Below are 13,758 nucleotides of genomic sequence, written 5' to 3'. Positions count from 1 at the left end.
ATCAACATCGTGACCCGGCCGTCTTCCATGTGGTCGCCAGAGGAAGCCCGCCAGTACTGCGACTATGTGATCGCCCGCGAAGACACGCTCCTCACAGATCTGGCGCACTGGGTTCGTGACACTGACGGGCCGCTTGACGAGCTCGATGCGGGCGTCGCGAGTCTCGTGCCATTGTGGGTCTGGGCCCTCGATGTTCTTGACCGAGATGCCCCAGCATTGGATCCCGTACTCCTGAGTCGCCCACTCACCCACTACATCAAGTTCGTGGTGCAGCGAATCGAGCCACAGACTCGATGGGAGGTCAAACACGAGCGATCCGCCCGCGGCGAGACATACTTCAATCATCACGCGACCGGCTTGTGGCTACCGTCGCTCGACGCTGTATGGGTTCCGAAGGTGCCAGTGCAGAGTGTCGCGTCGGGCTTCCGCCATTTCAGGGGCAGCGATTCCCTCCGGGATTGGTTCTCATTCGCGATTGGTCGCCATCTTCCGGCCTCAGACCAGTCACGCCGCCCGTCCATGCTTACGCCGTACGCCAGCCGACCGCTCGTCGCTCATGATGATCCAATCCGAGTGCCGCCGCAGTTCGATGCGCTCCCTGTGGAGATATCTGAGGCGGATGAGGACGGCGACGGCGGTGAGTTGGAGATTCACCGCGGTGCCAGCGGTGCCGAGGAGTTGGAGTCCCTTCCCCCGCTTGACCGATCCCTGGTTGCTAGGGGGCTGACCGCAGCCGGGTTCCGCTCCTCGACGAAAGAGGTGGTGAGCGAGAGCGACCTCGACACCAATGAGGACTTCCTTCACCGTGACGGCTTCGCCACAGCGACAGTCTTCGCATCCGGTGGTGAGGTGCGGGTGATCGCGATAGAGAGTTTCAACGCGACGCGACACAACTGGCGACCCCTACTCCGGGAGCTCAAGGGTCTCGCCGCACAACTCGGCGCCGACCTCCACATGGATGGGTAGCAAGCCGGCCGCCTGCGCCGGGCGCGCTCCGCTGCAGCGGCCACGTGCATTGCGTGTGTAAAGTCCGGAGCGAGGGGGACACCATCGTGAACCGTACATTCCCGGAACTGTCGCTAGATGAAGCTCGGCGGTATTGCGACTATGTCATCTGTCGGGAGGACGCGCTGCTGACGGACCTGGCGCACTGGATCGCCGCCACTGATGGTCCGTTAGATGAGTTGGATGCGAGCCTCGAGAGCCTCGTACCGCTCTGGCGCTGGGTCGTGGACTTCACCGATCAGGGAATGCCCGGTGTGCCTCCCGGGACTGAGTACACAGTCGCCGATCCTCTTCGTGAGTCGCTCGCCCACTACGTGAAGTTGGTGGTGGAGCGTGCCGACCCTGGTGCGAGATGGCAAGTGAACGTCGACATCATTGGCACAATTCCTTCCTCCGACCACCACGCTCCTGGGGTGTGGGTGCCGTCCCGAAACATGGTGTGGGTACCGGTGATCTTCATCCGGGCTACGGGAGTCATCCAGGGTACATTTCGGGATCCTGCCACGATGCGGACGTTGCTTGCCAGCGTGATCGCACGCAGCCTGTCGACCTCCGACCAGTCGCGTCGTCCCTCCGTGCTCGCTCCGTATGCCGCCCGACCGCTCGTCCCCCTGGATGACCCTGTGCGCATACCGCCCGTCTTTGACGAGCCCGAGATCGAGGAGCCCGCCTCACTCGACGACCTCGACGGCGGCGAGCTCGAGATCCACCGCGGTGCAACATACTCAGACGAAGGCACTTGGCAACGCTTTCGGGCGCTCAAGCCCTCGATAGTCGCGGAGGGACTCAGCGCGGCAGGCTTCCTCACCGGCGACGAGTTGCCCGTGACTGTCGCCGATCTGAGTGACGGGGAGACGTTCATCCATCGCGACGGCCTTGCCATGGCGACGATTTTCGCCGCAGGTGGCAAACCTCGCATCATCTCGGTCGAGAGCATCCGCGCCACGGTGCAGAACTGGCCACCACTGCTCGAAGAGCTTTACCGCCTCGCCAGACGCCTGAAAGCGACCCTTCACCTCGAGGGCTAGGCAGCGACGGCTGTTGAGGTTTCGATACGGCGCTGAAGCGCCTACTCAACCAGCGGCGAGACCTACAGCCCGCTGTAGCTGTGCAGTCCCTTGAAGAAGAGGTTGACGACGGTGTAGTTGAAGATCACTGAGGCGAAACCGATGAGGGCGAGCCAGGCCGAGCGGGCGCCGCGCCAACCGCGGGTTGCCCGCGCGTGGATGTAGCCGGCGTAGATCGTCCAGATGATGAACGTCCACACCTCTTTGGTGTCCCAGCCCCAGTAGCGACCCCAGGCGCGTTCGGCCCAGATGGCGCCGGCGACGAGGGTGAACGTCCAGAAGACGAAGCCGACGACGGTGACGAGGTAGGCGGAGTTTTCGAGCTTGAAGGCGTTGGGGAGGGTGCGGAGAAAGCCGAGGCCTTTGCCGCCCGCTTCGCGCCGCGCCTGCAGCAGCTGGAGCAGTGAGAGCGCCGCGCCGATCGCGAAGAGCGCTGTCGCGAGTGCCGCGACGAAAACATGGATGACGAGCCAGGCCGAATCGAGCGCGTCGGGTAGCGGCTTGACCGGCACATAGAAGTTGACGGTGCCGACGCCGAGCGAGATAAGCACGAAGCCGGTCATGTAGACCCCAAGAAACTTGAGGTTCTGCCAGAACTGCAGCAGGACAAAGACGACCGAAATGATGGCCGAGGAGGTGAGCGAGAACTCGAACATGTTCGCCCACGGCACGAAGCCCTGCGCGACCCCGCGCAGCACCACAGCGCCGACGTGCACGAGGGTTGCGAGCACGGTGAGCGCGAAGGCGACGCGTTCGAACACGTAGCGAGGTTGTGGTGCCGCCACGGCCTTGCGCTCGAGTGTCGCCGTCGCAGTCGTTGACGCCCCACCGGCATTCGCGAGCTGCCCCTCCGTCATCGCAAGCTGGCTTGCAGCGCTCGATGTGTTGGCCGAGCGCTTTGCCAGGTCGATCGTGAAGAGGATGAACGCGAGCGTGTACACCGCCATCGCCGAATAGATCGCGACAAGCGAGTAGGAATCGAGCGTGGCAGCCATCAGTTCATCGTATCCCGGAGCGCCGCACTGTGACGCTCAGCTAGGCCGCCAACGGCGGCATCGAGACCGGGGTCGTCGCCGCGCGCAAGGCCCGCATACTCGAGACGGATGCCGCCATCGTCGTCGACCGCTTTGACCCAGACGCGACGCCGCGGCACGAAGAGCCCCGTGATGAGCCCCCCGATGACGAGGATCACGAAGAAGAGCACCCAGCCCGCGGTGGGGTCGTAGTGGACATCGAATGAGGCAAACCTCAACACCGATTCGTTGCTCGGCGACGTCTCGGTCATGTCGTCGAAGGTCACGGTGCCGAGTCCGTCTGGCAGCGTGTACGACTCGCCCGGCGTGAGCACGATCGAATCGAGGCCGGAGTCGCCGCCGACGATCTCAGTCATGTCATCGACGTTGAGTGAATACACGGAACGCGGGGTGCCGTCATCGATGCCGAGGTCGCCCGTGTACACATTGAGGGTGAGCACGGGCTCATACAGGTCGGGAAAGGTGGAGGTGAGGGCGCCGGTGTCGAGCTCCGCCGCCGTCGGATAGAAGAAGCCGCGCATGCCGATCTGCTCTGGCAGGGCATCCGGCACCTTGATGATGCCGAGCGACGTGAGGTTGTCGTCTTGCGGGATGAACGGCACGGCGCCAGTGAACGCGATGTTGCCGTCGGCATCCGTCACCGTGATGTGCGGCGCATAGCCGTTGCCAACGAGGTAGGTGTCGAGCCCCATGATGTTGAGCGGCTCGTTGACCCGCACCTCTGCCTCATACGGGTCTTGGTCGTCTTCGTAGACCGTGACATCCGCCCTGAAGTTGCTCGCAAACCCGAACGCGTTGACGTTCTCCATCTCGTAGCTCGCCGAGAAGTCGTTGAGCGTGAGGCGGTAGGGCGGCAGTGTCGACTCGTCGAAGAAGCTGCCGGATTCGAAGCTGTCGTAGTCGTTGAGCACGTTGACGAAGGGTGCACCCTCCACGACCACCTTCTGGCCGTTGTAGGCGAAGCCGCTGCCGAGGGCCACCGAGACGAGCACCCCGATGAGCGCGGTATGGAAGACAAGGTTGCCGGTTTCGCGCAAATACCCGCGCTCGGCCGACACCGAATGCGTGCCAGCCGACTCGAAGACCCGCACCCGATAGCCGGAGCGGCGCAGCATCGATCGCGCCGACTCGATGGCGGATGCCGCGGTGACACCCTCCACGCGGCCCGCGCGGTAGGTCTCGAGCCGCTGCAGGCGTGCCGGCGTTTTCGGTGGGGGCGTGCGGAGCGCCTTCAGGTGGTGGCTCGTGCGCGGGATGACGCAGCCGATGAGCGAGACGAAGAGCAGCAGGTAGATCGCCGAAAACCAGACGGAGCTGAACACGTCGAAGAGCTGCACCGCATCGAGCACGGGGGCAAGATCGGGGTAGTCGGTGTAGTACTGCACGACACCGTTGGGGTCGGCCGAACGCTGCGGCACGAGCGACCCCGGGATCGCCGCGAGGGCGAGCAGGAGCAAGAGCACAAGGGCGGTGCGCATGCTCGTGAGCTGGCGCCAAAAGAATCGCAGCATGCCGACGAAGCCGAGTGCTGGCTGGTTCACGTCGTCGCCGCGTGGCGTTGGTGCCGCGCTGTCGATGTGGTCAGATGGCCGGGACAAAGCTGCCGATCACCGACCCCAGGGTCGATGTGAACCGGGTCCAGAGACCAGAGACCATGAGCACGCCGATGAGCACGAGCATCCCGCCGCCGATGAGGTTCACCACACGGATGTTGCGCTTGAGCCACGCCACCGAGCCGGAAACCCAGCCGAAGCCGAGGGCGACGAGCAGGAACGGGATGCCGAGGCCAAGGCAGTAGGCGGCACCGAGGAGCGCACCCCGCCCCGGCGAACCACCGTCGAGGCTCAACGCGAGTACGGCCGCGAGTGTCGGGCCGATGCACGGCGCCCAACCGAGGCCGAAGACGATGCCGAGAAAGGGGGCACCGACGAGCCCGGTGGCGGCCTGCCATCGCGGCTTTACGGTGCGCTGCATCGCGGCAAACCGGCCCATGAACACGAGCCCCATCACAATAATCACAACACCGGCGATGCGGGTGATGAGATCCATCCAGCGCTCAAGCAGGAGTCCGGCCACGCCAAACAGCAGGCCGAAGGTGACGAACACGACGCTGAAACCGAGCACGAAGAGCAGCACCCCGAGCAGCAGGCGATTGCGGGAGCGGCGGCGGCCGGCATCCGTATCGGAGCCCTCGGCGACGCCCCCGATATAGCCGAGGTAGCCGGGCACGAGGGGCAGCACGCAGGGTGAGGCAAACGAAACGAGCCCGGCGAGGATGGCGAGCGGGATGGCGATGAGAAGGTTGCCGCTGAGGACGATCTCGCCGATGCCCACTACAGTTCCTCTGCGACGAGCTCGCGGATCACCGTGTCGAGATTCGACGGCGCGGTGATCTGCCCGAGAAAGCGCGCGGCGACGCGGCCCTCTTTGTCGAGCACGAGGGTCGTTGGCACGGCGGCCGGCGACGCCTGGCCGGCGAACGCGAGGCGCACCTCACCCGTGTCGGCGTCCATGATCGACGGGTAGGTGATGCCGTAGGTGCGCGCAAACGCGAGCGCCGTGTCGGCTTGATCGATCGTGTTCACCCCGATGAACGTCACGCCGGAGTCTTTGTGCTTCTGGTACAGCGATTCGAGATCTGGGGCTTCGGCGCGGCAGGGGCCGCACGCCGCGTACCAGAAATTCACGACCACAACACGGCCGGCGTAGTCATCGTTTGACACCTCGACGCCGGTATCGGTCATGCCGCTGTAGCTTGGCGCCTCGGCGCGCGACTCCGCGGGGATTTCGAGAATGGTGCCGTCAACCGACTCTGTTCCACCGGAGCCGCCGTTGCCGTATTGCTCGGCAAGCTCGTCGCTCGTGCATCCGCTCAGCACAAGACCAGCCACCGCCGCGACGAGCACGGCGCGGCGCCATCGAGTCGCGCGCATCGTCACACCGCCCCCAAATCGGCGGCCTGTGCGAGCAAGGCCGCTGCCGGCTCGGTGTAGCCGGTCTCAACGAAGACGTCATCCTCACGCGTCAGCGTCGTGATGCTTGAGAGGCTGCAGCGCCGCTTGCGGGGGTCGTGATAGAGCTTGCGGCCCGTGACGTAGCGCTGCACCATCACGATGGGCATCTGATGGCTCACCATGACAATCTCGCCGTCATCAACCGAGTTCCACGCATCCTCGAGCACCGCGAGCATGCGGTCGGCGACACTCGCGAACGGTTCGCCCCAGCTCGGCTTGAGCGGGTTCACCACCAAGGGCCACGATGCGGGGCGGAGCAACACCTTGGGGCCGAACTCGAAGGTCTTGCCCTCAAAACGGTTCGTCGGTTCGATGAGACGCTCGTCGGTTGTGATCTCGAGGCCGAACTGCTTCGACCACGGCTCGGCCGACTCCTGCGCCCGCTGCAGCGGCGATGCATAGAGCGCAGCCACCGGATGCTCGGCCAGCGACGTTGCGGCGATCTCCGCCATGCGGTGCCCGAGTTCGGAGAGGTGGAAGCCGGGGATGCGCCCGTAGAGCACGCCCTCCGGGTTGTGCACCTCACCGTGGCGCACGAGGTGGATGAGGGATGCAGGCACGGTTCCAGTCTAGGCAGGCGTCACCTTTGGATTCGCTCCACCGCCGGTTGAGTAGGCCCGCCAGGGCCGTATCGAAACCAGACCGTGATCCAGAGGGTTTCGATACGGCCGCGGGCGGCCTACTCAACCGACGGAACTACACTTGAGCGCGTGACTGAACGCACCCTCATCAAGAACCTGGCCGCAGCATCCGACGGCCCCACCTCTGTTTCCGGCTGGGTGGAGACGGTGCGAGACCAGAAGAAGGTGCAGTTCGTCGTGCTCCGCGACGAGTCCGGCGCCGTGCAGCTCGTGCACCCGCGCATCTTCAACGAGGATGGCACGCCGGCAGAGGATGCGGTGGCCGAGACCATCTCCGGGCTCAGCCAGGGCAGCTTCGTCACCGCGTCGGGTGAGCTCAAGCACGACGAGCGCGTCAAGCTCGGCGGCGTCGAGATCAAGCTCGACGCGCTCGAGGTCGTGTCACAGGCCATCCCCGAGACGCCGATCGCCGACGACAGCGGCATCGACAAGCGCATGGACTGGCGCTTCATTGATCTCCGCGTGCCGAAGCACTCGCTCGTCTTCAAGGTGCAGACGACCCTGGAGCACGCGTGGCGCACCTATTGGATCGACAACGACTTCATCGAGATCCACACCCCCAAGCTCATGGCGAGCGCGAGCGAATCCCGCGCCGAGCTCTTCGAGGTCGAGTACTTCGAGACCAAGGCCTACCTCGCCCAGAGCCCCCAGTTCTTCAAGCAGATGGCGCAGCCGGCCGGCTTTGGCAAGGTCTTCGAGATTGGACCTGCCTTCCGCGCCGACCCCTCGTTCACCTCACGTCACGCGACCGAGTTCACCTCGGTGGACGCCGAGATCAGCTGGATCGACTCGCACGACGACGTCATGCGGATGCACGAAGAGCTGCTTGTCGCCGGCATCACCGCCGTCAAGGCGAAGCATGGTGCCGAGATCGAGGCACTCTTCGGCTTCGAGCTGCAGGTGCCGACGACCCCGTTCCCCCGCATCCCGCTCGCCGAGGCGAAGCGCGTCGTGGCCGAGCGCGGCTACGAGGTTCCCCGCGCCGACGACGACATGGACCCGGAGGGTGAGCGCCAGATCGCCGCCTACGTCAAAGAGACGTTTGGGCACGATTTTGTCTTTCTCACCGACTACGCCTCGAGCATCCGGCCGTTCTATCACATGCGTCACGAGGGCGACGGGTCGCTCACCAAGAGCTACGACCTCATCTACAACGGCGTCGAGATCTCGACGGGCGCCCAGCGCGAGCACCGCGTTGATGTGCTCATCGAGCAGGCAAAGGAGAAGGGTCTCGACCCCGAAGAGCTCGACTTCTACCTCGACTTCTTCCGCTACGGGGTGCCGACCCACGGCGGCTTCGGCATGGGTCTCTCACGCGTGCTCATGCTCATGCTCGGGCTGCCGAACCTGCGCGAGACCACGTACCTGTTCCGCGGGCCGAACCGCCTGCTGCCGTAGGGCGCACCTACCAGGCTTCGGCCGGGGCCTTGATGATCTCGACCGGGTCGTAGTGCCAGTGGGCACCGTTGTTGTAGTGGCTGGTCGCCCATGGCGACGCCCAGATCGCCGCCTCGGTGACCTCGGTCGCGGCTGAGGCGGCAAAGCCGTCGCGGATGCCCGCATAGCCGGGCGGCGTATGCAGCGCTTCGGCGGCATTCTGCGCCGCGACCCGGAGGTTCGGATACGAGCCGAGGCCCCCACCGCCGCCAGAACCCCACCCGTTGTTGAGCGGGTTGTTGCGGTTCCACCAGCTCTTCACGTAGTTCTCCTGTCGCATCCACCGCAAAATCACCGTGACGTTGTTCTCTGTCACCGGCCAGTCGCCATAGAGCAGCACGAGGCTCGCCCAGTCACGGTTCGTGCCGCCGGCGACATACGTGTCAACCCCCGGCGTCGCCGCGTAGCTGTCACGGACGGTCGGCTCGACCGGTGCCGGGGTGACGATCTCCAACGATTGCGCCGCCGGTGCAGCACTCGTGTCGGCCGCGGCAGTGCCCGCCAGATTGGGGAACACCGCGACCGCCATCACGAGCACCATGGCAAGCGCTGCGACTCCCAGCCCGGCAAATGCACCCGGGCGGATGCCACGGCGCGCGTGACCCGTCAGGCGCGAGCCCGGCGATGGCAGCGTCGCGAGCATGCCGGTCCACGTGGAAGCCTGCGCGGCGCGGCGGCGCCCGCGGCGCTGTAGCTGTCCATCAGGCCGGGGCTGTCCATCAGGCTGTGGGTGGCGGGTCGAAGTCATGACAGCGGCCCACCCTAAGGGCGAACCCTGCGAGTCTGCCCCGTGACGATCTACTCGGCGAATGCCGGCGGCTCGTCCTTGCCTGCCTCCTCAAGGCGGTCGGCCTCTTCTTTCGTGGCGTGCACCGCACCGTCGGCGTGGTCGGCGGGCCCGTACACCGTGTAGAGCACGAGCGGGTTGGGGCCCGTGTTGACGAAATTGTGGTGGTGTCCAGCCGGCACCACGACAAGGTCGCCCTGTGCGAGCTTGCGCTTCTGCCCCGAGACGGTGGCTTCGCCGGTGCCGCTCACGATCGTGAGAATCTGGTCGTTCTCCGGATGCGTCTCCGCACCGATCTCGCCGCCGACGGGAATCGTCATGATGACGAGCTGCGTGTGCTCGCCCGTCCAGAGCACGCGCCGAAAGTCGGCACTCTTCTCGGCTTCTGTAGCAATGGTGAAGTGGATGAGATTCGTCATGTTCCGGACGTTACGCCCCGAGCCTGCAACGTGGGCTGTGAAAATCGGGTGAGGCCTGCTTCGCGCCGAGGTCGAGCACGGTGGGCGACTCGGGCACGATGCTAGCGTGGCGGCATGAGCCGCAACGATCCCGCACGCACCCCCGCCATCGAGTCCGGCGAGGCCCTCCTCGAGATTCTCCGTCGACACATCGATGTCGTGGCGGCCGGGTCTGGCAGCGAGCGCGAGGCCGAAGACACCGACCGACAACTGTGGGAGGCGGTCGGTGCATACGGCGACGCCCTCGACGAGCTGTTCGACGAGGCCGAAGAGCCGGACGAGTCTGACGGCGCCGACGAGCTCACCCTCACGGTGCGAGCCCGCTACGACTACACGGTCATCGACGAGAAGGCGCTCATGCAGTCGAGCGAGGGCATCGGTGCGGCGATCGGCCAGCTCATCGAACGCCACGGCAAGCCGCTCCCCGCCCTTGAGGTTGATGCACTCGAGACCGGCAGTGGCCTTGTCACGGTGCATCTCGGCGGCGAACCGCTCACCGCATCCGACTTCGACACCGCCGAGGAATCTGAAGACCTGCTGCTGGTCGCGCCAGAGGAGCGCCTTGTGTTCGTGCGCGATGAGCCTGTCTACGAGTCACGCGCTGAGGCCGAGGCGGCGGCGAAGCGCCACTAGGCCTCATTCAAGCGGTGGGCCTCGTTCAGACGGTGGCGAGCAGCGCGGCACGCAGCCGGTCGGGGTCGATGCGCCAGATGTTGTGCACGCTCCCGTCGATGAGCAGCACCGGGATCTCCTCGGAGTAGCGGTCGAGCAGCGCCGGATCGTCGACGATCGAGCGTTCCTCCAGTGTCGCCACGACCCCGGATGCCGCGGCCGCAAGTTCAGCGAGCACGCCGGTGACCGTCTCCCGCGCGTCGTCGCACAGGTGGCACCCCGGTCGGATGAGCAGTGTGAGCTCGGTCATGTCACCACTCTAGGCACGAGGCAGAGCGTCTGGGCGCGAGGCAGAGCACGCTCGGCAACGCAGAAACGCCAGGCGTGATGCCTGGCGTTTGCGAAGTGGCGATTGTCGCCGGAGCAACGTCGCGGTGCGACGCTGCTACTTCTTGTTGCGTCGCTGGTGGCGCGTCTTGCGAAGCAGCTTGCGGTGCTTCTTCTTCGCCATACGCTTGCGACGCTTCTTGATTACTGAACCCATACGCACCTCATAAATTCTGGCTTCACTGATTCGTGAACGGTCGACCGGGTCCGTTCAGAACCGCGGAAAAATGCCTCTCGACAGTGTAGCCGAGATTCGGCGAGGCGAGTTGACAGCGCTGGAGTCAGCCGACGTCGGCGATATGCGACTGGATTGCGGCCTGCACGGCGGATTCTGGAACGCGGAATGATCGCCCAAAGCGGATGGCGGGCAGCTCTCCGGAGTGCACGAGTCGATACACGGTCATCTTGGATACGCGCATCATGTCGGCGACCTCGGCCACCGTCAAGAATTTCACGTCAGAAAGATCGCGTGACATCGAATACCCCTCATGCAGAGCACTCGGTGCGGGTGTGACTGGAGTGCTGAAACGCCACTCTAGGGGTAGATGTGACTGATTGTCTATACAGCGCATGTCGCGGCATCGAACACAGGGCTGCGGCGTGGCGCGACTTCAGTCTTTCTTGAGCTTCTTCTTGATCGGTTCAAGCACCCGGCGCTCGAGGTTTTCGGATGCCTCCTCGAAACGGTGGCGCGCACCGTGCGTCGCATCGGCCACAGCACGGCCCATCGCGGTGCCCGCCTCGGCCGGATGGTGCAGTGTCTCGCCAGCCCGACGGAGGGGTGCCGGCAGCGGCGCACCCGACCACGCGGCGAACGTGGTGGCGCCGTGTGCGACCTCAGCCGCGGCATCCGTGTCATAGCCTGCGCCGAGAAACGGGAGGAGCCAGTCTTCAACGACCTCAAGGGGGGCCGACTCGAGCCGGTAATAGCGGTGCTGACCGACCTCGCGGACAGCCACAAGGCCAGCATCCCGCAGCACTTTCAGGTGCTTGGAGACGGTTGGCTGGGTGAGCCCGAGGGTCTCGACGAGATCGCCGACGCTGATGTCCCCGCCGGGGTTATCTATTGCAGAGTAGCGCTCGAGAAGTATGTGCAGGAGTTCGCGGCGGGTCGCATCCGCTATCACCCCAAAAATATCCGCCATGGCAACAGGCTAATGGGCTTGGCCGAGGAGTACCATGGCAAGCTGTTGCGGGGCCACCGCCGACGCGGGAGGGGACTAGGGACGAATGCGCACGAAGCCCGTGACTCGCGCGAGTGCTAGTGGCCGATTCCGCGACGCGTTCGACGCGTTCGCCACCGGTTCGCCCGCGCGATTCGCGATCCTCGTCTTCACGACGCTCATTGTCATCCTCACCATCGTGCTGATGCTCCCCATCTCGCACGCCGAAGATCAGTCGACCTCGTTTGCTGACGCCCTCTTCACCGCGGTCTCGACCATCTGTGTCACCGGCCTCACGGTCGTCGACATGGGCACCCACTGGAGCCTCTTCGGCAATATTGCGATCCTGGTGGGGTTGCAGGTCGGCGGCATCGGGGTGCTCACCGTCGCCAGCCTGATGGGCCTCGTCGTGTCGCGGCGCCTCGGGCTGCGAGCCCGCCTCATGGCGGCAAGCGACACCAACCCCTCCCGCATCCACCACGGCCCCGTCTCGGAGTCGCAGGCGATCAGGCTCGGTGAAATCGGCTCGCTGCTCGCAACGGTAGCGATCAGCGCCTTCATCATTGAGCTCATCGTCGCCGCCATCATCTATCCGCGGCTGCTCGTCGCCGGCTTCGATGGGTGGACCGCTGTATGGCAGTCCTTCTATTACGCGGCGTCGGCCTTCACCAACACCGGCTTCACACCGAATCCCGACGGGCTCGGGCCATTCGTCGGAGACCCCTGGATGCTCTCCGTGCTCGCCGTCGCCGTGTTTCTCGGCAGCCTCGGGTTCCCTGTGATTTTCGCGCTCGCTCGCGGCTGGCGCAGCCCGAAGCGCTGGTCGGTGCACGTCAAGCTCACGCTGACCACGACCATCGGCCTCATCTTTCTCGGCGCCATCGCGATCACACTGCTCGAGTGGAACAACCTCGCCACGCTGGGCAGTCAGGACTCGCTGTCGAAACCATTGACCGGGACATTCATCTCGGTGATGTCGCGCTCGGGTGGGTTCTCCACCATCGACATCGGTGCGGCCAATGGCTCCACCCTGCTCGTGCTCGACATGCTCATGTTCGTCGGCGGAGGCTCGGCCTCGACCGCCGGTGGCATTAAAGTGACAACACTCGCCGTGCTCTTTCTCGCGGCATTCGCCGAAGCCAAGGGTGACGAGGACATGCAGGTCTTCGACCGCCGCATCCCCACCGATGTGCTTCGACTCGCGGTGAGTGTCACCCTGTGGGGCGCGACGATCGTCGCGAGCGCAACCATCTTCATCCTGCACCTCACGAAGGCACCGCTCGATCTCGTGCTCTTCGACGTCATCTCAGCGTTTGCGACCTCTGGCCTGAGCACCGGTCTCACCGAAACGCTGCCAGACCCCGGCAAGTACGCCCTCGCGGCCACCATGTGGGCCGGTCGCGTTGGTACAGTGACGTTGGCCGCCGCCTTGGCGGCCTCCCAACGCCGACAGTTGTTCAGGCGAGCGGAAGAGAGGCCCATCGTTGGTTGACCGTATCCCCCACGACGCCCCGGTGCTCGTCATCGGCCTCGGCCGATTCGGCGCGGCAACCGCCGGCCAGCTCGACCGGCTCGACCGCGAGGTCCTCGCGGTCGACACCAATCCGGCGCTCGTGCAGAAATGGTCGGAGCGCGTCACCCACACGGTGCAGGCGGATGCACGCAGCATCGATGCACTCCGGCAAATCGGTGCGCAAGACTTCTCGATCGCGGTTGTTGCGACCGGATCATCCGTCGAGTCGAGCGTGCTCATCACGGCGAACCTGGTTGACCTCAAGATTCCCCAAATCTGGGCGAAAGCGATCAGCCAGTCACACGGCAAGATCCTCGCGCGCATCGGCGCTAATCACGTGATCTATCCGGAGGCCGAAGCCGGCGAACGCGTCGCCCACCTCGTCTCGGGCCGGATGCTCGACTTCATCGAGTTCGACGACGACTTCGCCATCGTGAAGATGTACCCCCCGAAGGCGATCCGCGGGATGACGCTGTCGGAGTCCGGGGTGCGCAAGAAGTACGGGCTCACCGTGGTCGGCATCAAGTCCCCCGGCAAGGACTTCACCTACGCCACAGCCGACACTATGATCTCGAACCACGACCTCGTCATCGTGAGCGGCAACGCCGCCGATATCGAGCGCTTCGCGGCGCAGGCCTGA

17 protein-coding genes are annotated in these 13,758 nt (G+C 65.0%); 6 read left to right on the top strand and 11 right to left on the bottom strand.

All coding sequences use genetic code 11. The features are described 5' to 3' along the window. Positions 1–9 precede the first annotated feature (9 nt). Positions 10–966 carry a hypothetical protein gene (locus ACY48M_RS11850; RefSeq protein ID WP_462820483.1) on the top strand — a complete coding sequence of 319 codons (957 nt, stop codon included), beginning with the start codon at positions 10–12 and terminating at the stop codon, positions 964–966. Positions 967–1,052: 86 nt separating this feature from the next. After that, complete coding sequence (locus ACY48M_RS11845; RefSeq protein ID WP_462820482.1) at positions 1,053–2,033, top strand: hypothetical protein; 981 nt, start codon at positions 1,053–1,055, stop codon at positions 2,031–2,033. A gap of 62 nt (positions 2,034–2,095) precedes the next feature. Here ACY48M_RS11845 and ccsB read toward each other — a convergent pair whose 3' ends face one another. The 5 genes from ccsB to ACY48M_RS11820 are packed head-to-tail and all read right to left on the bottom strand — an operon-like array spanning position 2,096 to position 6,680. Next, positions 2,096–3,067 (bottom strand): c-type cytochrome biogenesis protein CcsB, encoded by a 972-nt coding sequence (ccsB, locus tag ACY48M_RS11840; protein WP_462820481.1) that lies wholly within the window; start codon positions 3,065–3,067, stop codon positions 2,096–2,098. After that, positions 3,067–4,647 (bottom strand): cytochrome c biogenesis protein ResB, encoded by a 1,581-nt coding sequence (gene resB / locus ACY48M_RS11835; RefSeq protein ID WP_462820480.1) that lies wholly within the window; start codon positions 4,645–4,647, stop codon positions 3,067–3,069. The genes ccsB and resB overlap by 1 nt, the downstream gene beginning before the upstream one ends. A 40-nt stretch (positions 4,648–4,687) precedes the next feature. Further along, the gene (locus ACY48M_RS11830; RefSeq protein ID WP_462820479.1) at positions 4,688–5,440 is read right to left on the bottom strand and encodes a cytochrome c biogenesis CcdA family protein; all 753 of its coding nucleotides are present in this window, start codon (positions 5,438–5,440) and stop codon (positions 4,688–4,690) included. Then, positions 5,440–6,039 (bottom strand): TlpA family protein disulfide reductase, encoded by a 600-nt coding sequence (locus ACY48M_RS11825; RefSeq protein ID WP_462820478.1) that lies wholly within the window; start codon positions 6,037–6,039, stop codon positions 5,440–5,442. The genes ACY48M_RS11830 and ACY48M_RS11825 overlap by 1 nt, the downstream gene beginning before the upstream one ends. 2 nt (positions 6,040–6,041) lie before the next feature. Beyond that, the gene (locus tag ACY48M_RS11820) at positions 6,042–6,680 is read right to left on the bottom strand and encodes a histidine phosphatase family protein (RefSeq protein WP_462820477.1); all 639 of its coding nucleotides are present in this window, start codon (positions 6,678–6,680) and stop codon (positions 6,042–6,044) included. Positions 6,681–6,830: 150 nt separating this feature from the next. Here ACY48M_RS11820 and aspS point away from each other — a divergent pair, with 150 nt between their 5' ends. Further along, positions 6,831–8,159 carry an aspartate--tRNA(Asn) ligase gene (gene aspS, locus ACY48M_RS11815; RefSeq protein ID WP_462820476.1) on the top strand — a complete coding sequence of 443 codons (1,329 nt, stop codon included), beginning with the start codon at positions 6,831–6,833 and terminating at the stop codon, positions 8,157–8,159. Between the two features lie 7 nt (positions 8,160–8,166). Here the strand turns inward: aspS and ACY48M_RS11810 are convergent, their stop codons facing one another. Next, entirely contained in the window at positions 8,167–8,946 is a 780-nt protein-coding gene (locus ACY48M_RS11810; RefSeq protein ID WP_462820475.1) for a hypothetical protein, read from the bottom strand. Between the two features lie 50 nt (positions 8,947–8,996). Next, entirely contained in the window at positions 8,997–9,404 is a 408-nt protein-coding gene (locus tag ACY48M_RS11805; protein ID WP_462820474.1) for a cupin domain-containing protein, read from the bottom strand. Positions 9,405–9,518: 114 nt separating this feature from the next. Here ACY48M_RS11805 and ACY48M_RS11800 point away from each other — a divergent pair, with 114 nt between their 5' ends. Continuing rightward, entirely contained in the window at positions 9,519–10,076 is a 558-nt protein-coding gene (locus ACY48M_RS11800) for a hypothetical protein (protein ID WP_462820473.1), read from the top strand. Between the two features lie 25 nt (positions 10,077–10,101). Here ACY48M_RS11800 and ACY48M_RS11795 read toward each other — a convergent pair whose 3' ends face one another. From ACY48M_RS11795 to ACY48M_RS11780, 4 genes are all read right to left on the bottom strand, one after another. Continuing rightward, complete coding sequence (locus tag ACY48M_RS11795; protein ID WP_462820472.1) at positions 10,102–10,365, bottom strand: glutaredoxin family protein; 264 nt, start codon at positions 10,363–10,365, stop codon at positions 10,102–10,104. 135 nt (positions 10,366–10,500) lie between these two features. Then, positions 10,501–10,599: a 30S ribosomal protein bS22 gene (locus ACY48M_RS11790; RefSeq protein ID WP_003792170.1), complete on the bottom strand. Its 99-nt coding sequence runs from the start codon at positions 10,597–10,599 to the stop codon at positions 10,501–10,503. A 124-nt stretch (positions 10,600–10,723) separates the two neighbouring features. Next, positions 10,724–10,918, bottom strand: a complete 195-nt coding sequence (locus tag ACY48M_RS11785; protein ID WP_462820471.1) for a helix-turn-helix domain-containing protein — start codon at positions 10,916–10,918, stop codon at positions 10,724–10,726. A gap of 135 nt (positions 10,919–11,053) precedes the next feature. Further along, positions 11,054–11,587, bottom strand: a complete 534-nt coding sequence (locus ACY48M_RS11780; RefSeq protein ID WP_462820470.1) for an ArsR/SmtB family transcription factor — start codon at positions 11,585–11,587, stop codon at positions 11,054–11,056. An 85-nt stretch (positions 11,588–11,672) separates the two neighbouring features. Here ACY48M_RS11780 and ACY48M_RS11775 point away from each other — a divergent pair, with 85 nt between their 5' ends. Both ACY48M_RS11775 and ACY48M_RS11770 read left to right on the top strand, forming a co-directional pair. Next, entirely contained in the window at positions 11,673–13,097 is a 1,425-nt protein-coding gene (locus ACY48M_RS11775) for a TrkH family potassium uptake protein (RefSeq protein WP_462820469.1), read from the top strand. Beyond that, complete coding sequence (locus tag ACY48M_RS11770) at positions 13,090–13,758, top strand: potassium channel family protein (RefSeq protein WP_462820468.1); 669 nt, start codon at positions 13,090–13,092, stop codon at positions 13,756–13,758. The genes ACY48M_RS11775 and ACY48M_RS11770 overlap by 8 nt, the downstream gene beginning before the upstream one ends.

The sequence above is a fragment of the Homoserinimonas flava genome, from assembly GCF_054969005.1.
The sequence above is the reverse complement of the archived record's forward strand: the minus strand, read 5'-3'. Positions and strand labels throughout refer to the sequence as shown.

What these genes read in the sequence shown, in the direction of transcription:
- ACY48M_RS11780 (WP_462820470.1), bottom strand. Translation starts at nt 11,587, where the DNA reads ATGGCGGATATTTTTGGGGTGATAGCGGATGCGACCCGCCGCGAACTC.
- ACY48M_RS11785 (WP_462820471.1), bottom strand. Translation starts at nt 10,918, where the DNA reads ATGTCACGCGATCTTTCTGACGTGAAATTCTTGACGGTGGCCGAGGTC.
- ACY48M_RS11825 (WP_462820478.1), bottom strand. Translation starts at nt 6,039, where the DNA reads ATGCGCGCGACTCGATGGCGCCGCGCCGTGCTCGTCGCGGCGGTGGCT.
- ACY48M_RS11775 (WP_462820469.1), top strand. Translation starts at nt 11,673, where the DNA reads ATGCGCACGAAGCCCGTGACTCGCGCGAGTGCTAGTGGCCGATTCCGC.
- ACY48M_RS11805 (WP_462820474.1), bottom strand. Translation starts at nt 9,404, where the DNA reads ATGACGAATCTCATCCACTTCACCATTGCTACAGAAGCCGAGAAGAGT.
- ACY48M_RS11790 (WP_003792170.1), bottom strand. Translation starts at nt 10,599, where the DNA reads ATGGGTTCAGTAATCAAGAAGCGTCGCAAGCGTATGGCGAAGAAGAAG.
- ccsB (WP_462820481.1), bottom strand. Translation starts at nt 3,067, where the DNA reads ATGGCTGCCACGCTCGATTCCTACTCGCTTGTCGCGATCTATTCGGCG.
- ACY48M_RS11810 (WP_462820475.1), bottom strand. Translation starts at nt 8,946, where the DNA reads ATGACTTCGACCCGCCACCCACAGCCTGATGGACAGCCCCGGCCTGAT.
- ACY48M_RS11800 (WP_462820473.1), top strand. Translation starts at nt 9,519, where the DNA reads ATGAGCCGCAACGATCCCGCACGCACCCCCGCCATCGAGTCCGGCGAG.
- ACY48M_RS11795 (WP_462820472.1), bottom strand. Translation starts at nt 10,365, where the DNA reads ATGACCGAGCTCACACTGCTCATCCGACCGGGGTGCCACCTGTGCGAC.